This window comes from Streptomyces sp. NPDC049915 (assembly GCF_040656475.1).
Lineage (GTDB): Bacteria > Actinomycetota > Actinomycetes > Streptomycetales > Streptomycetaceae > Streptomyces.
The window spans coordinates 181,078-201,462 of the sequence record NZ_JBFAMH010000013.1; the positions used below are offsets into that span (position 1 = coordinate 181,078).

At 70.5% G+C, this 20,385-nt stretch carries 13 protein-coding genes, 1 tRNA gene and 1 rRNA gene; 2 read left to right on the top strand and 13 right to left on the bottom strand.

Annotated elements, in window-relative coordinates:
* The first annotated feature begins 23 nt into the window (after window positions 1–23).
* On the top strand, window positions 24–866 hold the full coding sequence (locus AB0J12_RS23375; RefSeq protein ID WP_363266295.1) for a DNA-formamidopyrimidine glycosylase family protein: 843 nt from the start codon (window positions 24–26) through the stop codon (window positions 864–866).
* A 150-nt stretch (window positions 867–1,016) separates the two neighbouring features.
* Here the strand turns inward: AB0J12_RS23375 and AB0J12_RS23380 are convergent, their stop codons facing one another.
* The 10 genes from AB0J12_RS23380 to AB0J12_RS23425 all read right to left on the bottom strand — a co-directional run bounded on the left by AB0J12_RS23380 (window position 1,017) and on the right by AB0J12_RS23425 (window position 16,169).
* The gene (locus AB0J12_RS23380; protein ID WP_363266296.1) at window positions 1,017–1,349 is read right to left on the bottom strand and encodes a hypothetical protein; all 333 of its coding nucleotides are present in this window, start codon (window positions 1,347–1,349) and stop codon (window positions 1,017–1,019) included.
* Window positions 1,350–1,441: 92 nt separating this feature from the next.
* Complete coding sequence (locus AB0J12_RS23385; RefSeq protein ID WP_363266297.1) at window positions 1,442–1,912, bottom strand: DNA starvation/stationary phase protection protein; 471 nt, start codon at window positions 1,910–1,912, stop codon at window positions 1,442–1,444.
* Window positions 1,913–2,092: 180 nt separating this feature from the next.
* Entirely contained in the window at window positions 2,093–2,473 is a 381-nt protein-coding gene (locus AB0J12_RS23390) for a helix-turn-helix transcriptional regulator (RefSeq protein ID WP_363266298.1), read from the bottom strand.
* Window positions 2,474–2,582: 109 nt separating this feature from the next.
* Window positions 2,583–3,128: a CinA family protein gene (locus tag AB0J12_RS23395; RefSeq protein WP_363266299.1), complete on the bottom strand. Its 546-nt coding sequence runs from the start codon at window positions 3,126–3,128 to the stop codon at window positions 2,583–2,585.
* On the bottom strand, window positions 3,125–3,856 hold the full coding sequence (pgsA, locus tag AB0J12_RS23400; protein ID WP_363266300.1) for a CDP-diacylglycerol--glycerol-3-phosphate 3-phosphatidyltransferase: 732 nt from the start codon (window positions 3,854–3,856) through the stop codon (window positions 3,125–3,127). Before pgsA ends, AB0J12_RS23395 begins: the two co-directional genes overlap by 4 nt.
* Window positions 3,853–5,313 carry a 30S ribosomal protein S12 methylthiotransferase RimO gene (rimO, locus tag AB0J12_RS23405; protein ID WP_363266301.1) on the bottom strand — a complete coding sequence of 487 codons (1,461 nt, stop codon included), beginning with the start codon at window positions 5,311–5,313 and terminating at the stop codon, window positions 3,853–3,855. Before rimO ends, pgsA begins: the two co-directional genes overlap by 4 nt.
* Before the next feature lie 96 nt (window positions 5,314–5,409).
* Window positions 5,410–6,249 (bottom strand): RodZ domain-containing protein, encoded by an 840-nt coding sequence (locus tag AB0J12_RS23410; protein WP_363266303.1) that lies wholly within the window; start codon window positions 6,247–6,249, stop codon window positions 5,410–5,412.
* A gap of 510 nt (window positions 6,250–6,759) precedes the next feature.
* Window positions 6,760–9,537, bottom strand: coding sequence for a DNA translocase FtsK (locus tag AB0J12_RS23415; protein ID WP_363266304.1), 2,778 nt, complete (start codon window positions 9,535–9,537; stop codon window positions 6,760–6,762).
* Window positions 9,538–9,730: 193 nt separating this feature from the next.
* Window positions 9,731–10,411, bottom strand: a complete 681-nt coding sequence (locus tag AB0J12_RS23420; RefSeq protein ID WP_363266306.1) for a response regulator — start codon at window positions 10,409–10,411, stop codon at window positions 9,731–9,733.
* Between the two features lie 268 nt (window positions 10,412–10,679).
* On the bottom strand, window positions 10,680–16,169 hold the full coding sequence (locus AB0J12_RS23425; RefSeq protein ID WP_363266308.1) for a HAMP domain-containing protein: 5,490 nt from the start codon (window positions 16,167–16,169) through the stop codon (window positions 10,680–10,682).
* A gap of 388 nt (window positions 16,170–16,557) precedes the next feature.
* Here AB0J12_RS23425 and AB0J12_RS23430 point away from each other — a divergent pair, with 388 nt between their 5' ends.
* A complete protein-coding gene (locus tag AB0J12_RS23430) occupies window positions 16,558–19,314 on the top strand; it encodes a SpoIIE family protein phosphatase (RefSeq protein ID WP_363266309.1) in 2,757 nt (918 codons plus the stop codon).
* 54 nt (window positions 19,315–19,368) lie between these two features.
* Here the strand turns inward: AB0J12_RS23430 and AB0J12_RS23435 are convergent.
* The 3 genes from AB0J12_RS23435 to rrf form a co-directional block, all read right to left on the bottom strand.
* Window positions 19,369–19,444: transfer RNA gene (locus AB0J12_RS23435), tRNA-Thr, on the bottom strand.
* 76 nt (window positions 19,445–19,520) lie between these two features.
* The gene (locus AB0J12_RS23440; RefSeq protein WP_363266314.1) at window positions 19,521–20,183 is read right to left on the bottom strand and encodes a DegT/DnrJ/EryC1/StrS family aminotransferase; all 663 of its coding nucleotides are present in this window, start codon (window positions 20,181–20,183) and stop codon (window positions 19,521–19,523) included.
* Window positions 20,184–20,297: 114 nt separating this feature from the next.
* A 5S ribosomal RNA gene (gene rrf / locus AB0J12_RS23445) occupies window positions 20,298–20,385 on the bottom strand; the annotation flags it as partial.

The window sequence follows — 20,385 nt, forward strand, 5'->3', positions numbered from 1 at the left end:
GAGCCGCATGCCACCCTTGACCCATGCCCGAAGGTGACACGGTCTGGCAGGCCGCGAGGCGGTTGCACGGAGCCCTCGCGGGCAGCGTGCTGACCCGCAGCGACCTGCGCGTCCCCCGGTACGCCACGGTCGACCTCACCGGCCGCGCCGTCCTGGACGTCACCTCGCGCGGAAAGCACCTGCTCACCCGCATCGAGGGCGGCCTGACCCTGCACTCGCACCTGAAGATGGACGGCTCCTGGAAGGTGTACGCCCCCGGCCAGCGCTGGAGCGGCGGCCCCGCCCACCAGATCCGCGCGATCCTGGGCACCGCCGACCGCACGGCAGTCGGCTACCGCCTACCGGTGCTGGACCTGCTGCGCACCACCGAAGAGGAACACTTCGTCGGCCACCTCGGACCCGACCTGCTCGGCCCGGACTGGGACGGCGACCGTGCGCTGGCCAACCTGCTGCGGGACCCCGCGCGCCCGCTCGGCGAGGCCCTGCTCGACCAGCGCAATCTCGCCGGAATCGGCAACATCTACAAGAGCGAGCTGTGCTTCCTGCTGGGCGTCACCCCCTGGCTCCCGGTCGCTGCCCTGCCCGCCGAGCGCGCCGCGCAGCTGCCCGCGCTGGCCAAGAAGCTGCTGGAGGTCAACCGCGACCGCCCGGTCCGCGCCACGACGGGCCGGCGGGACCAGGACCTGTTCGTCTACGGCCGCGCGCCCCGCCCCTGTCTGCGCTGCGGCACCTCGATCCGGGTGGCCGACCAGGGCGACGGATCCCGTGAACGCCCGACGTACTGGTGTCCGAGGTGCCAGACGGGCCCGGCGCCCACCCCGGCCCCGCGGGGCGGCCCCCGATCCCGGTACCGCACGACACCATGAAGACCAGGCCGACCTGGTACCCGCCGCGCCCTGCGTCGGCGCGGCCCACCCGGTAACCGGCAAGCCCTGCGTCGGCGCGGCCCACCCGGTAACCGGCAAGCCCTGCGTCGGCGCGGCCCACCCGGTAACCGGCAGGCCGTGCGTCGGCCTTCAGGGGCCGGACTCCTCGCCCGAACGGGGGTGTCCCGCAGCCGGGGTGTCCCCGGTCATCCCGCCCGGATCCACCGCACCGGAACGCACCGCGCCCCCGCCCCACGCCTCCCGCCACCGCCCGGCACGCACCGCCCCCGCGGCCCGCCCCTTGGGCACGCAGTGCACCGGCAGCAGGCTCAGCCCCCAGCCGCCGACCGCCACGGCGCCCTCCAGAGCCCCTGCCGCGGGGCTGAGGGCGAGCCGCAGGACGGCCCACCACCACACCGCTGCGAGGCCCGCCCCGGCCGCGCAGCGCGCTATCGCGCCCCAGCGTGCCGTCCGCCCCGCCATGCCACCACCACCTCCAGCCGGACGCCGGAAGGCCGCCCCGGAGGCCGCCAGGGCGCAGGAGCGGCATACCGGGGCACCGTCGGGCCCGGCCGTCAGCTGTTCTCGGCCTGGAACATCCAGTGATGCTTCTCGAGATCCTGCGTGATCTGGATGAAGATGTCCTGGCTGACCGGGTCGGGATCGGCGGTCGACGTCACGCGTTCCCGCATCCGGGTGATCGCCGCACCGAGCGCTTCCACCAGGGTGCGCACCGCGTCCCCGTCCTTGATCCAGCCCTCGGAGACCTGGCCGAGGCCGCTGCCGGCGGCCACCGTCGCGGCCCGGCCGTCCGGCGACACGCCCAGCGCGGACGCTCGCTCCGCGACCGTGTCCATGTGGGTGCGCGCGCTGTCGACGACCTCGTCCAGCTGGAGGTGCACGGACCTGAACCGCGGCCCGACGACGTTCCAGTGCACCTGCTTGGCGACCAGTGACAGGTCCACCAGGTCGACGAGCGCGCCCTGCAGGGCCTTGCCGACGGTCCTCAGGTCGGAGTCGGACAGGGGGCTCTTCACGACGTTCATCCACGCCTCCGTTGGTTCACCCGGTCGTCCCCTCCACCATGACGGCCCCACCCATGACCGGCAAATGGACCAAAAGCGCCGGCGAACACCGCTCAGCAAAGGGCGCTGGTACGCAAAAACCCCGACCGCGCTTCTCCGTTCGTTCCGGAGAAGCCCCGGCCGGGGCCACGGACAGGTGTGTCAGGCGGCGACGACGTCCACCGCTTCGCTGGGCGCCTTGATGGTCACCCGTTCCGGTGGCACGCCGGTCACCGACACAGAGCCCAGCATCGGACGGACCGGTGTGCGTACAGGTTCGCTGGGAGTGGCCGCAGCAGACTGCGCCAGCTCTGCGAGGGCGAGTTCGTCGCTCACTTCCCGCATGAGCTCGGACATCCGTACGTCCAGCGCGTCGCAGATGGCGGAGAGCAGCTCGGAGGAAGCCTCCTTCTGCCCCCGCTCCACCTCGGAGAGATAGCCGAGCGAGACTCGGGCGGACGAGGAGACTTCGCGCAGAGTACGGCCCTGGCGTTGGCGCTGCCGACGCAGCACGTCACCCAGCAGGCGACGGAGCAGAATCATCGGTGGCTCCCTCCTCGGACCGCGTAGCCGCATCCTTCTCGCCCCACCGTACCGCCTCGCGCCGCGGCCGTGCGGGGAGCGATGTCGTGTTCACTCAGGGCTGCAAACATCAAAACCCCCCGTTCCGTTCCGTATCCTGTGCCCGCTCATTCCCGGTCTGTTCGCCCGTAAGCTCTTTCAGAAGCAGTACGAGCACGCTCCGTACACTCTCTCTACGAATTTCCTCGCGGTTGCCGTTCAACCGCAGGGGCTCCACTTTTCCGCCACCGGCGCAACCGGAATCCCCGCCACGAGGGCCGTCCACGGCCACGAAGACCGTGCCCACGGGCTGCCCGTCCTGCGGTTCCGGACCGGCGACGCCGGTGGTCGCGATGCCCCAGTCGGCGCCCAGCGCCTTGCGCACGCCAGACGCCATCTCGGCCGCGACCTGCGCATCCACCGCTCCGCGCTCGGCCAGCAGGGTGGCGTCGACGCCGAGCAGCTCCTGCTTGAGCGCGGTGGCGTACGCCGTCACCGAGCCGCGGAACGCCTTGGACGCCCCGGGCACCGCGGTGATCTCCGCCGCCACCAGCCCGCCGGTCAGCGACTCGGCGACTGCCAGGGACTCGCCCCTCACCGTCAGTAGTCGCACCACGTCGATGGCCGGGAAAGTCACGCTTCCCTCTCCTCCAACGCCGACTGACGCTCGGCGATTCCCTGCCGGCGCAGGACAATGGCCTGTCTGATGTAGTCCAGACCGGTCACCACAGTCAAAACGACTGCCGCGGCCATCACCCAGAACCTCAGGGTGGCCAGCCACCCCGTGAGCGCCAGCACGTACATGCCGACGGCGACGCCCTGGGTGAGCGTCTTCAGCTTGCCGCCCCGGCTGGCCGGGATGACGCCATAGCGAATGACCAGAAAACGCAGCAGCGTGATGCCGAGTTCCCGGCCGAGAATCACACCCGTCACCCACCACGGCAGATCACCGAGACCGGACAGACAGATCAGCGCCGCTCCCATGATCGCCTTGTCGGCGATGGGGTCGGCGATCTTCCCGAAGTCGGTGACGAGGTTGTAGGTGCGCGCCAGATGCCCGTCGAACAGGTCGGTGATCATGGCGACGGCGAAGGCGGCCCAGGCCAGCGACCGCCACGCCGGGTCGTACCCGCCGTCGGCCAGCATGAGCGCGACGAAGCCCGGCACGAGCAGCAGCCGGAGCATGGTCAGCAGATTGGCGACATTCCACACGCTCGCCTGGTTGACGGCGGCAGCGGCGATCTTGCCGCCGCGCGGCGGGCGGGCGCCCGCCGATGCGCCGGAGGCGTCCGAGCCGGACGGCACCGGCGCCCCCTTCGCCTGGGAGGAGCCGCCCGCGGCGGACGACGCCGGGACACCCGTCATCTGCCCGCCTCCTCAGGACACGCCAGCGGCTCGGCCACCAGGTCGACACCTTCCGTACCGACCACCTTCGCCTCGACCATACGACCGACGCTCAGGCCTTCGCCGCTCGTGAGCAGCACCTGGCCGTCCGTCTCGGGCGCCTGGTGCGCCGCCCGGCCGTACACGCCCTCTTCCTCGTCGACGGACTCGACCAGCACGTGCACGGTTTCGCCAACGCGCTCCTCGGCGCGCTGGGAGACGAGTTCCTCGGCCAGCCGGGACACCCGCGCCAGTCGCTCGGCGACGACGTCCTCGTCGAGCTTGTTGTCGTACGTCGCCGCTTCGGTGCCGTCCTCGTCGGAGTAGCCGAAGACGCCGATCGCGTCCAGCCGCGCGCCGTTCAGGAAGCGCTCCAGCTCGGCCAGGTCGGCCTCCGACTCGCCGGGGAAGCCGACGATGAAGTTGGAGCGCACGCCCGCTTCGGGGGCCTTGCTGCGGATGGTGTCGAGCAGCTCGAGGAAGCGGTCGGTGTCGCCGAAGCGGCGCATCGCGCGCAGCACGTCGGGCGCGGAGTGCTGGAAGGACAGGTCGAAGTAGGGGGCGATCTTCGGGGTCGAGGTCAGCACGTCGATCAGGCCGGGGCGCATCTCGGCCGGCTGGAGGTAGCTGACGCGCACCCGCTCGATGCCGTCGACCTCGGCCAGCTCGGGCAGCAGCGACTCCAGCAGACGGATGTCGCCGAGGTCCTTGCCGTAGGAGGTGTTGTTCTCGGAGACCAGCATGATCTCCTTCACGCCCTGCTCCGCCAGCCAGCGCGTCTCGTTCAGCACGTCGCTCGGGCGGCGCGAGATGAAGGAGCCGCGGAAGGACGGGATGGCGCAGAAGGAGCAGCGCCGGTCGCAGCCGGAGGCGAGCTTGACGGAGGCCACCGGGGAGCCGTCCAGACGCCGGCGCAGCGGGGAGCGCGGGCCGGAGGCCGGAGCGACGCCCTCGGGCAGGTCGGCCGGGCCGTGCCCGGGCAGGGCCACCGCGGCGGCCGACTCCTGGCGCTCGGCCGGGCTGATCGGCAGCAGCTTGCGCCGGTCGCGCGGGGTGTGCGCGGCGACGTGACCGCCGCTGAGGATCGTCTGGAGGCGGCCGGAGATGTCGGCGTAGTCGTCGAAGCCGAGCACACCGTCGGCCTCGGGCAGCGCCTCGGCGAGTTCCTTGCCGTACCGCTCGGCCATGCAGCCGACCGCCACGACGGCCTGCGTTCTGCCGTGACCCTTGAGATCGTTGGCCTCCAGGAGGGCGTCCACGGAGTCCTTCTTGGCGGCGTCGACGAAGCCGCAGGTGTTCACGACGGCGACGTCGGCGTCCGAGGCGTCCTCCACGAGCTGCCAGCCGTCCGCCTCCAAACGGCCTGCGAGCTCCTCCGAGTCCACCTCGTTACGGGCGCAGCCAAGGGTGACGAGTGCGACGGTACGGCGTTCAGGCATGGGCTCAAGACTACTTCGTCCCACCGACACCCCATGTCGAAGGGGCTGGCCGATCTTGGCCCGCCCCTTCCGTTCCGCTTCCGTGCCGTGCCCTTGCTACCCGACCTGCGGGTCGCCCTTGGTGTACGTCAGACGCTCCACCGCGCCCGGCTGGAAGTCGTCCTCGATCTTCTTGCCGTTGACGTAGAGCTGGATCGCGCCCGCGTCACCGAGGACGAGGTTGACCTTGGCGTTGTCCTGGAAGGTCTTGGACTCGCCCTGCTTGAGCAGGCCGTCGAAGAGCAGCCGGCCGTTGTGGTCCTTGGCCGAGATCCAGCTGCGCCCGTCGGTCGCGGTGACCTGGACGGTCACCTTGTCCTGGGGCGCGGCGGCGATGGCGCTGTCGGAGGGCTCCGGCTTCTGGTCGGCGGGCTTGTTCTTGGTCGGCTTCGGCGCGGCGGGCGCGCTGGTCGCGGCCTCGGAGCCCTCGGCGACCTGCTGCCCCGCGCCGCTGTCGTCGCCGCCCTTGACGAAGGTGAAGCCGACGAAACCGATCACGACGACGATCGCGGCGACCATCGCCGCGGTCCAGTTCGGCCCGCGCCGCTCGGGGCGGATACGTTCCGCCTCGAAGAGGGGCGCCGCGGGCGTGGGAGCAGGGCGCCCGCCGTGGTCGGCGTCGTACTGGGCGACCAGGGGTTCGGGATCGAGGTGGACGGCCCTGGCCAGGGTCCGGATGTGACCGCGGGCGTAGACGTCCCCGCCACAGGGGGCGAAGTTGTCCGCCTCGATCGCGTGGACGATCGCGATACGGACCCGGGTGGCGTTGCTGACGTCGTCGACGGTCAGTCCGGCGGCGATACGGGCCTGCTGCAGGGCACGGCCGACGGAGAGGCCGGCTTCCTCGCGACCGTCTTCGAAGGGACGCTCGTCTTCAGGGGAGTTGCCGAGGGACACGGGGGCGCCTTTCGAGCGTGTAGCCACCTGTGCTGGAGGTTCAGTCTAGGGGGGGTACGAAAGGGTGGGGCAACCGGGCGGTAGGACTTTGTACGCCATCGGAATGGCCGGTCACGCCGATGACGGGACGGGCGCGGGGCCCATGATGAAACCCCTACCCGTCCTCTCGCTCAACTTGACGTGTGTCAAAGGGAAACGGTTGCCCGGCGTTCTCTAACGGGTGAGTCACGGACCATCCACACGGGTGAGCCGCCGGAACCACTCCCACTCGTCCGGACGAGCCCGTGACCCGCATTCCTCCCCAGCGGGTGAGCCGCCGGACCCGACGCCCTGCCCGGCGGACGAGCCGCCGGACGCCGCGTCCGTCCCCGACGGGTGCACCATCGCGCCCGTTGTCCCTCCCCGGCGGATGCACCCTCGCGGTCGACGTCGTACCCGAGGGTGAACCGCCGGGCCCCAAACCTCTCCCGCCGGACGAGCCTCCGCATCCCGAGCCTCTCCGCGATCGGCCTACCCCTCGGACTCACCCCGGAGCACCGCCAGCACCCCGTCCAGCTCGTCCGGCTTCACCAGCACGTCCCGTGCCTTGGAGCCCTCGCTGGGGCCGACGATGTTGCGCGACTCCATCAGGTCCATCAGCCGGCCCGCCTTGGCGAAGCCGACCCGCAGCTTGCGCTGGAGCATGGACGTCGACCCGAACTGCGTGGAGACCACCAGTTCGGCCGCCTGGCACAGCAGGTCCAGGTCGTCGCCGATGTCCTCGTCGATCTCCTTCTTCTGCTTGGTCCCGACGACGACGTCGTCCCGGAAGACCGGCGTCATCTGGTCCTTGCAGTGCTGGACGACGACAGCGACCTCTTCCTCGGTCACGAACGCGCCCTGCATACGGGTCGGCTTGTTCGCGCCCATCGGCAGGAACAGCCCGTCGCCCTTGCCGATCAGCTTCTCCGCGCCCGGCTGGTCCAGGATGACGCGGCTGTCGGCCAGCGAGGAGGTGGCGAACGCCAGCCGCGAGGGCACGTTCGCCTTGATCAGGCCGGTGACGACGTCGACGGACGGGCGCTGGGTGGCGAGCACCAGATGGATGCCGGCGGCGCGCGCGAGCTGCGTGATGCGCACGATCGCGTCCTCGACGTCGCGCGGCGCGACCATCATCAGGTCGGCCAGCTCGTCGACGATCACCAGTAGGTACGGGTAGGGCTGCAGCTCCCGCTCGCTGCCCTCGGGCGCCTTGACCTTGCCCTCGCGCACGGCACGGTTGAAGTCGTCGATGTGCCGGTAGCCGTACGCCGCGAGGTCGTCGTAGCGCATGTCCATCTCGCGCACGACCCACTGCAGCGCCTCGGCGGCCCGCTTGGGGTTGGTGATGATCGGCGTGATCAGGTGCGGGATGCCCTCGTATGCGGTCAGCTCGACCCGCTTGGGGTCGACGAGGATCATCCGCACGTCCTCCGGGGTCGCGCGCATCATCACCGAGGTGATCAGGCAGTTGATGCAGGACGACTTGCCGGAGCCGGTGGCGCCGGCCACCAGCATGTGCGGCATCTTCGCCAGCGAGTGCATGACGTACCCGCCCTCGACGTCCTTGCCGAAGGCGACCAGCATCGGGTCGTCGTCCTCCGCGGACTCCGCGAGACGCAGTACGTCGCCGAGGTTGACCATCTCCCGGTCGGTGTTCGGAATCTCGATGCCGACCGCGGACTTGCCCGGGATGGGGCTGATGATCCGCACGTCCGGGCTGGCCACTGCGTAGGCGATGTTCTTGGTGAGAGCGGTGATCCGCTCGACCTTGACGGCCGGGCCCAGCTCGACCTCGTAGCGGGTGACCGTCGGGCCGCGCGTGAAGCCGGTGACGCGCGCGTCGACCTTGAACTCGGTGAAGACGGTGGTCAGCGACTCGACGATGGCGTCGTTGGCCGCGCTGCGCGCCTTGCCGGGGCCGCCACGGGTGAGCAGGTCGAGGGAGGGCAGCGCGTAGGTGATGTCGCCGGACAGCTGGAGCTGCTCGGCACGCGGCGGCAGGTCGCGCGGCTTGCTCGGCGGCGCCTTGGTGAGGTCGGGGACCGCGGACTTCGTCTCTTCCGGTTCCGGCGGCGGGGTGCGCTTGCCCGGCTGGGGCCGCGCGGCCGGAACCGGGGTGGACGCCGGCGCGGGGGCAGGCGTGGGAGTCGGGGTGGTGTCCTCGCGGTCGCCGATGCGCACGCCCTGGGTCAGGTCGGCGACGATCGGCGAGGGCGGCATGCCGTGCAGGACCGCGCCGTCGAGGTCGGCGGCGGCAGCGGCGGCGAAGTCCACGGCGTCCAGCTGCCGGTCAGGGGCGGGCTGCGGCACGGCGGAGCGGCGCGGGCGGCCCCGGCGCCGGGCGAGGGCTTGCTGCTCGGCGCTGTCGGGGTCGTGTCCCTGAGGGGCGCTCGAGCGCCGGCGGGGGCGCGCGGGCAGTGCCTCGCGCCACTGCTCGTCGTAGCGTTCGTCGTCGTCGCTGTATTCGGCGTACTCGTCGTACTCGTCGCCCACCGGGTCGGGCAGGATGCCCAGCCGCACGCCGAGCTGCCGCAGCCGCTGCGGGATCGCGTTGACCGGGGTCGCCGTGACCACCAACAGCCCGAAGATGGTCAGCAGCACCAGCAGGGGCACGGCGAGGACCTCGGTCATGGTGTACGTCAGCGGGGTGGCCGCCGCCCAGCCGATGAGGCCGCCGGCGTCCCTTATGGCCTGCATGCCGCCGCTGCGGGCGGGCGAGCCGCAGGCGATGTGGACCTGGCCGAGCACGCCGATGACCAGCGCGGACAGCCCGATCACGATCCGGCCGTTGGCGTCCTGCTGCTCGGGGTGGCGGATGAAGCGCACCGCGATCGCGCCGAGCAGCAGCGGCACCAGCAGGTCCAGCCGGCCGAACGCACCGGTCACCAGGATCTCGACCAGGTCGCCGACCGGGCCCTTCAGGTCGGCCCAGGTGCCGGCGGCGACGATCAGCGCGATACCGAGCAGCAGCAGCGCGGTGCCGTCCTTGCGGTGGGCGGGATCGAGGTTCTTCGCTCCTTGCCCTATGCCGCGGAAGACGGCGCCGACGGCGTGCGCCACGCCGAGCCAGAGCGCGCGCACGACCCGGTACACGCCCCCGGTGGGGTTGGGCGCCGGTCTGGGCGCGGGCTTCTTCGCCACGGCCTTCCTGGCGGGCGCCTTCTTGGCCGGGGCCTTCTTCGCGGCGGCCTTCCTCGCCGGAGCCTTCGCGGGAGCGGCCGCCTTCTTCGCGGGCGGCTTCTTGGCTGCGGAGGGACGTGAGGCCATGGGTGTGAGGTTACCGGTGGAGACGTCAGCGGACACGTGTGCCCACTGCTTCACCCGTTCGTGTCGCCGCAGACAGCAGGGAAGCCGACGTGCTTGACGGCAAGCGGAACGACCCACCCGACACCGGGGGGAGCTGACGCGCGCTCATACGCAACTGGGCGTACCGCACGCGTCGTTCGCACCCCGTGCGGCGTCAGCCCTGCGAGGGCACCGGGGAGCCGCCGCTGCCGGTGCCCGGCTCCAGGGCGTCCAGGGCCCTGCGCAGCCCGGTGAGTTTGCGCTCCAGGTGGGCCGCCGTGGCGACCGCGGCCGCGTCGGCCGACTCCTCGTCCAGCTGTTTGGACAGCGCCTCCGCCTGCTCCTCGACGGCGGCGAGCCGCGCGGACAGCTCGGCGAGCAGCCCGGCCGACTCCTTGCCGGCCACACCGCCCTTGCCGCCGCCCTCCAACTGAAGCCGCAGCAGCGACGCCTGCTCACGCAGCTGGCAGTTCTTCATGTACAGCTCGACGAACACGGAGACCTTGGCGCGCAGCACCCACGGGTCGAAGGGCTTGGAGATGTAGTCGACCGCACCCGCCGCGTAGCCGCGGAAGGTGTGGTGGGGGCCGTGGTTGATCGCGGTGAGGAAGATGATCGGGATGTCCCGGGTCCGCTCCCGCCGCTTGATGTGCGCGGCCGTCTCGAACCCGTCCATGCCCGGCATCTGGACGTCCAGCAGAATGACCGCGAAGTCGTCCGTGAGCAGTGCTTTGAGTGCTTCCTCCCCGGACGATGCCCGCACCAGCGTCTGATCGAGCGCAGAGAGGATCGCCTCCAGCGCCAGCAGATTCTCCGGCCGGTCATCGACCAGGAGGATCTTGGCCTTCTGCACCATGGCCCGTCCTCCTCGCCCCGGCTTGGGGCCTCCCCTGTCCGCAGGACTTGGGGAAGCACCGGGCGCCGCCCCACTGGACGACTCCCTTGCGCCGTCCGTCCTCGTGCCGGTCATCGTAGCTGCACCCCGCCTGTCGCCACACCCTGTCACCGCGATGTCACTGTGCACGTAGCAGAAACGTAGTGGGAGACCAGAAGGTTCCCCGAATCCCGTACTTCTACACGGCCACGCGCACCGTGCGTCAGCGGCTCCCGGTGAACGTCACCGATCATTCCCCGCGCATCCACTGCTCCATCACGGACAGCAGGTGATCGGGGTCGACCGGCTTGGTGACGTAGTCGGACGCGCCCGACTCGATGGCCTTCTCCCGGTCGCCCTTCATCGCCTTCGCGGTGAGCGCGATGATCGGCAGCCCGGAGAACTGCGGCATCCTGCGGATCGCCGTGGTCGTCGCGTACCCGTCCATCTCGGGCATCATGATGTCCATCAGGACGACCGCCACGTCCTCGTGCTGCTCCAGCACCTCGATGCCCTCGCGGCCGTTCTCCGCGTACAGCACCGACAGCCCGTGCTGCTCCAGGACGCTCGTCAGCGCGAAGACGTTACGGATGTCGTCGTCGACGATCAGCACTTTCTGGCCACCGAAGCGGATGCCCCGGTGCGGCTGCGGCGCCCCCTCGTGCTCGCTACCCGAGACCCCGGACGCACCGGACGCCGCCCCGGACCACTGCTCGGGCTGGGCGGCCGGGCGCTGTTCGAGCGCCGCGGACGCGGCCCGGCGGCGGCGCCGGAAGAGCGCCGCGGCACCGTTCTGGGTCTCGTGATACGACTTCACCTCGGCCGGCGTCTCGAAGTCCGGACCCGACAGCTCCCGGGCTCCGTTGTGCGACGCCGCCCGCTCGCCGCCCCCGAGCGCCGGCGCGGCCTGCTGGTAGCCCTGCGGCGGCAGCTCGCTCATGTGCAGCGGCAGGTACAGCGTGAACGTCGAACCGCGCCCCGGCTCGCTCTGCGCGTGGATCTCACCGCCGAGCAGCTGCGCGATCTCCCGCGAGATCGACAGCCCGAGGCCCGTACCGCCGTACTTGCGGCTGGTGGTGCCGTCGGCCTGCTTGAACGCCTCGAAGATCACCCGCATCTTGCTGGCCGCGATGCCGATACCGGTGTCGGTCACCGAGAACGCGATCAGCGGCTCGTCCGGGCTGGTCAGCGAGCCGACCTCGAGCAACTGCTCGCGGATGGACTGCGGCACGTCGGCGCCGGCCGGACGGATCACCAGCTCCACCGAACCGGAGTCGGTGAACTTCACCGCGTTCGACAGCAGGTTGCGCAGCACCTGCAGCAGCCGCTGCTCGTCGGTGTGCAGCGTGGCGGGAAGCTCCGGCGAGACCCGCACCGACAGGTCCAGGCCCTTCTCGGCGGTCAGCGGCCGGAAGGTGGCCTCCACGTAGTCCACGAGCTGCACCAGCGCGATCCGCGTGGGCGAGACGTCCATCTTGCCCGCCTCGACCTTCGACAGGTCCAGGATGTCGTTGATCAGCTGCAGCAGGTCGGAGCCGGCGCCGTGAATCGTCTCGGCGAACTCCACCTGCTTCGGCGACAGGTTGCCCTCGGCGTTGTCCGCGAGCAGCTTGGCCAGGATCAGCAGCGAGTTCAGCGGCGTACGCAGCTCGTGCGACATGTTGGCGAGGAACTCGCTCTTGTACCGCATCGACACCGCGAGCTGCTCGGCGCGCTCCTCCAGGACCTGCCGCGCCTCCTCGATCTCGGTGTTCTTCACCTCGATGTCGCGGTTCTGCCGCGCCAGCAGCTCGGCCTTCTCCTCCAGTTCGGCGTTGGACGCCTGAAGCGCCTTCTGCCGCTGCTCCAACTCCGCCGACCGCTCGCGCAGTTGCTCGGTCAGCTCCTGCGACTGCTTCAGCAGCTGCTCGGTCTTGGTGTTGACGGAGATGGTGTTGACGCTGGTCGCGATCATCTCTGCGATCTGGTTCAGGAAGTCCTTCTGGATCTGCGTGAACGCCGTGAACGACGCCAGCTCGATCACGCCGAGCACCTTGCCCTCGAACAGCACCGGCAACACGATCACCTGCGCGGGCGGCGCCTCACCGAGCCCGGAGGAGATCTTCAGATAGCCGCTGGGCGCGTTCTCCACGAGGATCGTGCGCTTCTCCTCGGCGGCCGTGCCCACCAGCGCCTCACCGGGCCGGAACGACGTCGGCATGGAGCCCATCGAGTAGCCGTACGACCCGAGCATGCGCAGCTCGTAGTCGTCCTCGCCGCCGGAGACGTCCTTGCCCTCCATCAGCGGCATGGCGACGAAGAACGCGCCGTGCTGCGCGGAGACCACCGGGGTCAGCTCGCTCATGATCAGCGAGGCCACGTCCTCCAGGTCGCGCCGGCCCTGCATCAGCGCCGAGATGCGCGCCAGGTTGCCCTTCAGCCAGTCCTGCTCCTTGTTGGCGATCGTGGTGTCGCGCAGGTTGGCGATCATCTTGTTGATGTAGTCCTGCAGCTCCTGGATCTCGCCGGACGCATCCACGTCGATCTTCAGGTTCAGGTCGCCGCGGGTCACCGCGGTCGCCACGCGCGCGATGGCCCGCACCTGCCGGGTGAGGTTTCCTGCCATCTCGTTCACGGACTCGGTCAGGTCGCGCCAGGTGCCGTCGACGTCACGCACGCGTGCCTGGCCGCCGAGCTGCCCCTCGGTGCCCACCTCGCGGGCCACGCGCGTGACCTCCTCGGCGAAGCTGGAGAGCTGGTCGACCATCGTGTTGATCGTCGTCTTCAGCTCGAGGATCTCGCCGCGGGCGTCGATGTCGATCTTCTTGCTCAGGTCGCCCTTGGCGATCGCGGTGGTGACCAGGGCGATGTTGCGCACCTGACCGGTCAGGTTGGACGCCATCTGGTTCACCGACTCGGTGAGGTCCTTCCACGTGCCGGCCACACCCGGTACGTGCGCCTGACCGCCCAGGATGCCGTCCGTGCCCACCTCACGGGCCACCTTGGTGACCTGCTCGGCGAACGAACTCAGCGTCTTCACCATCGTGTTGATGGTGTCGGCGAGCTGCGCGACCTCACCGCGCGCCTCGATGGTGACCTGACGCGTCAGGTCACCGTTGGCGACCGCCGCCGACACCTGGGAGATGTTGCGCACCTGGGTGGTCAGGTTCTTCGCCATCAGGTTGACGTTGTCGCTGAGGTCCTTCCAGATGCCCGTCACACCCGGCACGTGCGCCTGGCCGCCCAGGATGCCCTCGGTACCCACCTCGCGGGCCACCCGGGTCACCTGCTCGGCGAACGACGACAGCTGGTCCACCATCGTGTTGACGGTCGTCACCAGCTCGAGGATCTCGCCCTTGGCGTCGACGGTGATCTTCTTCGACAGGTCGCCCTTGGCGACGGCGGTGGTGACCTCGGCGATGGACCGCACCTGAAGGGTCAGGTTGTTGGCCATGCCGTTCACGGACTGCGTGAGGTCCTTCCAGGTACCGGAGACGCCCTGCACCTCCGCCTGGCCGCCGAGGATGCCCTCGGTGCCCACCTCACGGGCCACGCGCGTGACCTCCTGGGCGAACGACGACAGCTGGTCGACCATCGTGTTCAGGGTGTTCTTCAGCTCCAGGATCTCCCCGCGCGCGTCCACGGTGATCTTCTGGGAGAGGTCACCGCGCGCCACCGCCGTGGCCACCTGCGCGATGTTGCGCACCTGGGCGGTGAGGTTTCCTGCCATTCCGTTCACGGAATCGGTCAGATCCCGCCACACGCCGGCCACACCGGGCACCTGCGCCTGACCGCCCAGACGCCCGTCGGTGCCCACCTCGCGGGCCACCCGGGTCACCTGGTCGGCGAAGGCGGACAGCTGGTCGACCATCGTGTTGATGGTGTTCTTCAGCTCCAGGATCTCGCCGCGCGCGTCCACGTCGATCTTCTGCGACAGATCACCGCGCGCCACCGCCGTCGTCACCTGGGCGATCTGCCGCACCTGCGAGGTGAGGTTGCCGGCCATGAAGTTGACGGAGTCGGTCAGCTCCTTCCAGGTGCCCGAGACGCCGTCCACGCGGGCCTGACCGCCGAGCCGGCCCTCGGTGCCCACGTCCCGCGCCATGCGCGTCACCTGGTCGGCGAACGACGACAGCTGGTCCACCATCGTGTTCACGGTGTTCTTCAGCTGGAGCATCTCGCCGGAGACGTCCACGGTGACCTTCTGCGACAGATCACCGTTGGCCACCGCCGTCGTCACCTGGGCGATGTTGCGCACCTGCCCGGTGAGGTTGCGGAACGCGGTGTTCACCGAGTCCGTCAGGTCCTTCCAGGTCCCCGCCGCCCCCGGCACCTGCGCCTGACCGCCGAGCTCACCCTCGACACCGATCTCCCGCGCCACGCGCGTGACCTCGGCACCGAACGCCTGCAGCTGGTCCACCATCCCGTTGACGGTGTTCTTCAGCTCCAGCATCTCGCCGGCCACGTCCACGGTGACCTTCTGCGACAGATCACCGTTGGCGACCGCCGTCGTCACGGCCGCGATGTCCCGCACCTGCGTCGTCAGGTTCCTGAAGACGGTGTTGACGGAGTCCGTCAGGTCCTTCCACGTGCCCGCCGCGCCCGGCACGTTCGCCTGCCCGCCGAGCCGCCCCTCGGCACCCACCTCGTTGGCCACGCGCGTGACCTCGTCGGCGAAGATCCGCAGTGTCTCGGTCATCTGGTTGATCGTGTCGGCGAGCTGCGCGACCTCACCGCGCGCCGGAACCGTCACCTTCCGCGACAGATCACCGCTGGCGACCGCCGTGGTCACCTCGGAGATCCCGCGCACCTGGGCAGTGAGGTTTCCTGCCATCGTGTTGACGGAGTCGGTCAGCTCCTTCCACACCCCGTCCACGCCGGGCACCTGCGCCTGGCCGCCCAGGATGCCCTCGGTGCCCACCTCACGCGCGACCCGCGTCACCTCCGAGGAGAACGCGGAGAGCTGGTCGACCATCGTGTTGACGGTGTTCTTCAGCTCCAGCATCTCGCCGGCCACGTGCACGGTCACCTTGCGTGACAGATCACCCTTGGCGACCGCCGTCGTCACCAGGGCGATGTCCCGCACCTGCGCGGTGAGCCGGGAGGCCATCGTGTTGACGGAGTCCGTCAGGTCCTTCCAGGAGCCCGACAGGCCACGCACGCGTGCCTGCCCGCCGAGCTTGCCCTCGGTGCCCACCTCGCTGGCCACCCGCGTGACCTCGTCGGTGAACGTCGACAGCTGATCGACAAGGTTGTTGACAGTCCGCGAGACCTTCAGGAACTCCCCGCGCAGCGGATGCCCGGGCCCTTCCGGCGCCTGGGTGCGCAGCTCCATGCGGGGCGACAGATCGCCCTCCGCCACCGCCGACAGCACCCGGCTGACCTCGGAGACGGGCCGTACGAGATCGTCGACCAGGTCGTTGGAGGCGTCGATGGCGGCCGCCCAGGAGCCCTCGCAGGCACCCGTCTCCAGCCGTTCCGTGAGTTTTCCCTCACGTCCCACCATGCGCCGCACCCGCGACAGCTCACCCGTCAGATGCAGATTGCGGTCGGCCACCTCGTTGAACACGGCCGCGATCTCCGACATCACGCCGTCCCCGGACACCGTGAGCCGCTTGCGGAAGTTCCCGTCCCGCATGGACACCAGAGCCGCCAGGAGCCGGTTCAGGGCAGCTGTGTCCACCACGGTCGTCCCGCCCCGCGATGGGCGCTGGTTCTTCGCGCGCGTCTTCGTGCCCCGCGTCGCTGCGCCAGACTCCACTGTGTCCCTCCCGCAGGGATCGACCGTTACTGCCGTGCTCGTAGTGCCCCGGTCCCGCCGTTCCGGCGTACCAGGTGCCACCGGGTGTGTCAGCCCGTTGCCGGCAGACCACACGAACGGGCTGCTGCCCGCTCTGGCCGGACGACACTCGGCCTGCCCGGACCTTCACCGGGAGCCTGCCCAGTGTTTCACCCTCGCCGAACCAGGCCATAACAGTTCGGCAGCTTCGCACATCGTCCGCACACCCTCTGGACGGAAACACTGCTGACCGGCATCCGCATGGACGGGGAAGGTAAGTACCCTTGCATGCGGCTGTCCAGCCGCACCGATCCGTCCGGCCTGGGCGGTGGCACGAGTACGAGCGGGCATCGGAGGGGCGGCCGCAGACATGACCACCGGACTGATCCCGGGGGCACAACCCCCGGAACCCCGGCCGACGAGCGCGCGCCCGCCGCACCAGCGGAGCGAGCCCGACCACGGGGCAGCCCAGCACGTCGACGACCGGCCGAGGAGTTTCGTGATCACCGCGCGCGCGGCTGCCAGCTTCGAGCCCGTCGGGCGATCGGTCGCGACCGCTCGCTCCTTCGTCCGCGACACCCTCCAGGGCTGGGGATTCGCGGACATCGTGGACGACGCGGTCGTCCTGACCAGCGAACTGGTGACCAACGCCGTGGTCCACGCCGGCACCCACGCCGACGTGCTGTGCCTGCGCACGGAGAACGGCGTCCGCATCGAGGTGTCCGACCGCTACCCCGAGCGGGAGATCCCCGTCCAGAGCGCCGCCGTCACCATGGGCAGCCCCGACCGCGAGGGCGGCCGCGGGCTCCAGCTGTGCGCGGCGCTGGCCGGCCGCTGGGGCGTGGAGTACTCGCCCACCCACAAGAACGTCTGGTTCCAGCTCGACCTGCCCGCGCGCCCCGTCGGCACCCGCACCGCCGGTCCCGCCCTGCCGGCCGAGTTGCTGCCCGTCGCCGACGGCCGGATCCGCGTCGCCGTCGTCCAGATCGACCGCGGCGGCGCGATCAGCACCTGGAACGAGGACGCCGAGGAACTCTTCGGGTACGCCGCCGACCAGGTCACCGGCAAGCCCCTCACCGACCTCGCCGCCTGGCCGCAGACCCCCGGCACCAGCACCGGCATCGCCGAGGCCCTCCGGCTCTCCCGCTGGGAGGGCAGCTACGGCATCCGCTGCGCCGACGGCCGCGTCACCCCCGTCTACGCCTCCCACCTGCGCATCCGTGACACCTCCGGCGAGCCCTCCACGATCTGCCTCCTGGTCCGCGACCACGAACGCGCCGTACTGCAGACGCCCTCGCGCGCTCCCGCCACGGACACCGCCACATCCGCCGACGGCCAGAGCAACGACCCGTTCGACGCCTTCATCGGCTCCCCCGCGCCCGACGACCTCGACGGCCTCCTCCAGCGCACCGTCGAACGCGCCCGCGACATGCTCGACGGCGACTCCGCCTTCCTGCTGCTCGCCACCGACGACGAGACCGAGCTGGAGGTCCGCGCCTCCACCGGGCTGCCCTCCGCCCGCCAGCGCTTCGCGCGCGTGCCCGTGGAGGCCGGTCCCGGCCGCTACGGCTCCGCCCGCATGCCGGCCGTCCACGAGGACCTCACGGCCGTCCCCGGCGCCGTTCCCCTGCTGAACGGCACCGGCATGCGCTCCGTCGTCACCGTCCCGCTCAAGGTCGAGGGCCGCCTCACCGGCTCCCTCGGCGTCGCCGCCGAGGCCCCGGGCCGCTACTCCAACGAAGAGGCGCTGCGGCTGCAGTTCGCCGCCGACCGCATCGCGCTGGCCGTCGAGTCGGCCCGCCTGGGCGAGCTGGAACGCCTGCGCCGCGGCTCGCTGAGCTTCCTGGTCGAGGCCTCCGACCTTCTCGCCGGCACCCTGGACCGCGACCAGACCCTCGCCCTCATGGCCCAGATGACGGTCCCGACGCTGGCCACCTGGTGCGCGGTCTACACGATCGCCGACCAGGCCTCCGAGCCCTATCTGTCGTACGTCCTGCACGAGGACGAGGAACTCATCGACGGCATCAAGTCGTTGCTGTCGAAGATCGCCCCGCCGGATCCGGTGCCCACCCCCGGCGCGCGCGTCTGGACGACCCCCGGCGAGACCGCCCACCAGGCGGCCCTGCGGAGCTCCATGCGCAGCCTCGGCCTGACCGGCGGCCCCATCCGCCAGATCGCCTCCGGCATGGGCCCCACGCTCGCCGTGGCCTCCGCGCTCGGCGGCGAGACGGTCGTGCTGCCGCTGGTCGCCCGCAACCGCGTCATCGGCATGCTCACCCTGGGCAAGCCCACCGACGAGCACTTCCGCCAGGAAATCCTGGAACTGGCCGAGGACTTGAGCCGCCGGGCCGCCCTGGCCCTGGACAACGCCCGCCTGTACTCGGAGCGCACGGCCATCAGCCAGTCCCTCCAGCGCAGCCTCCTGCCGCCGGAGCTGCCGCACATCGACGGCGTCGAGGTCGAGGTCATCTACCGCGCGGCCGGCGAGGGCAACGAGGTCGGCGGCGACTTCTACGACCTGTTCCCGATCAGCGACGGCGCCTACGGCTTCGCCATCGGCGACGTCTGCGGCACCGGCCCGAACGCCGCCGCCGTCACCGGCCTCGCCCGGCACGCCCTGCGCCTGCTGGCGCGCGAGGGCCTGAGCGGCCCGGCCGTCCTGGAGCGCCTGAACTCCGCGATCCTCGACGAGGGCGCCCGCAGCCGCTTCCTGACCCTCCTGTACGGCGAGATGCGCCCGCAGGAGGACGGCAGCGCCGAGCTGAAGGTGGTCTGCGCCGGCCACCCGCTCCCGCTGCGCCTGCGCCAGGACGGCACGGTGGAGGCGGCCGCCGAACCCCAGCCGCTGCTGGGCGTCATGGAGGACCTGGAGCTGTACGAGCAGACGGTCACGCTGGATCCGGGTGACGTCCTGCTCTGCGTCACGGACGGCGTTACGGAACGCCGCGAGGGCACCCGCATGCTCGGCGACGACGGCCTCGCCGACGTCCTGACCACCTGCACGGGCCTGACCGCCGGCGCGGTCGCCGCACGCATCATGCGGGCGGTGGAGCGCTTTGCCTCGGACGCCCCGTCGGACGACATGGCCATCCTGGCGATGCGGGTGCCGGAACCGCACAAGGACTGAACGTGGAGTGAACACGAAAAAGCCCCCCGCCCATCGGGCGGGGGGCTTTTCTCATGGAGCCCCCAAACGGAATCGAACCGTTGACCTTCTCCTTACCATGGAGACGCTCTGCCGACTGAGCTATAGGGGCTTGTCACTTTTTCGAGGTTTCCCTCGCGGCAACGGAAAGAATCATACCCTGATCGAGTCGGGATTCCCAAACTCGTTCAGAAGGCCGGAGCAAGCAGCCCACCGAGCGCATTACAGGCACCCACAATGCGCTGCATGTCCCGTTTCGTGAGTCCGGCGTCGACCGGCAGCGCAAGCGTCTCGTCGGCGGCCCGTTCGGTCACCGGCAAGGACACGCACCGCCGGAACTCCGGCAGCCGGTGCACCGGCGTCTTCACGGGCACCCGGCAGTCAACGCCTTTGGCCCGTACGGCCCGGGCGAAAGCGTCGCGATCTGGCCGCCCATTGCCCGGCACCCGCACGACGTACTGCTGGTAGGTGTGCCCGTCACCGCCGTCGGGGACCAACACCCCCCGCAGCCGGGCATCGAGATAGGCCGCCCGCTCTCGCCGCTGCGCGACCTCGTCGTACGGCGCCTCCGACTCCGCCTGTTCCAGCACGAGCAGCCCGTGCCGCTGCCCGAGCGCACGCAGCGCCCCGAGCTCGGCCACCCGCCCGAAGCGGTGTACGACAACGACGGCTGCGGTCCGCGGAGTCAGGGCCGCCTCGACCGCGGCCGTGTCCAGGCAGTACGTCACCGGGTCTATGTCGGCGAACACCGGCAGCGCGCCGGCCAGGGTCACCGCACCGGCGACCTCCGCGTTCCCGAAGGCCGGCACGACGACCTCGTCACCGACGCCTATGCCGGCGGCCCTGAGCATTGCAGCAGCACCCATGCCACCGATGCTCGATGCGGAACCTGAACCTCAAGTGACGGCAAACAAAAAAGGGTTGGACTCGGAACCGAAGTTCTGGGTCCAACCCTTTGAATGATTGTTCGGCGGCGTCCTACTCTCCCACAGGGTCCCCCCTGCAGTACCATCGGCGCTGTAAGGCTTAGCTTCCGGGTTCGAAATGTAACCG

Excerpts from the sequence above, each read along its gene's own strand:
- AB0J12_RS23375 (WP_363266295.1), top strand. The coding sequence starts at position 24 with ATGCCCGAAGGTGACACGGTCTGGCAGGCCGCGAGGCGGTTGCACGGA.
- AB0J12_RS23380 (WP_363266296.1), bottom strand. The coding sequence starts at position 1,349 with ATGGCGGGGCGGACGGCACGCTGGGGCGCGATAGCGCGCTGCGCGGCC.
- AB0J12_RS23385 (WP_363266297.1), bottom strand. The coding sequence starts at position 1,912 with ATGAACGTCGTGAAGAGCCCCCTGTCCGACTCCGACCTGAGGACCGTC.
- AB0J12_RS23390 (WP_363266298.1), bottom strand. The coding sequence starts at position 2,473 with ATGATTCTGCTCCGTCGCCTGCTGGGTGACGTGCTGCGTCGGCAGCGC.
- pgsA (WP_363266300.1), bottom strand. The coding sequence starts at position 3,856 with ATGACGGGTGTCCCGGCGTCGTCCGCCGCGGGCGGCTCCTCCCAGGCG.
- rimO (WP_363266301.1), bottom strand. The coding sequence starts at position 5,313 with ATGCCTGAACGCCGTACCGTCGCACTCGTCACCCTTGGCTGCGCCCGT.
- AB0J12_RS23415 (WP_363266304.1), bottom strand. The coding sequence starts at position 9,537 with ATGGCCTCACGTCCCTCCGCAGCCAAGAAGCCGCCCGCGAAGAAGGCG.
- AB0J12_RS23420 (WP_363266306.1), bottom strand. The coding sequence starts at position 10,411 with ATGGTGCAGAAGGCCAAGATCCTCCTGGTCGATGACCGGCCGGAGAAT.
- AB0J12_RS23430 (WP_363266309.1), top strand. The coding sequence starts at position 16,558 with ATGACCACCGGACTGATCCCGGGGGCACAACCCCCGGAACCCCGGCCG.
- AB0J12_RS23440 (WP_363266314.1), bottom strand. The coding sequence starts at position 20,183 with ATGCTCAGGGCCGCCGGCATAGGCGTCGGTGACGAGGTCGTCGTGCCG.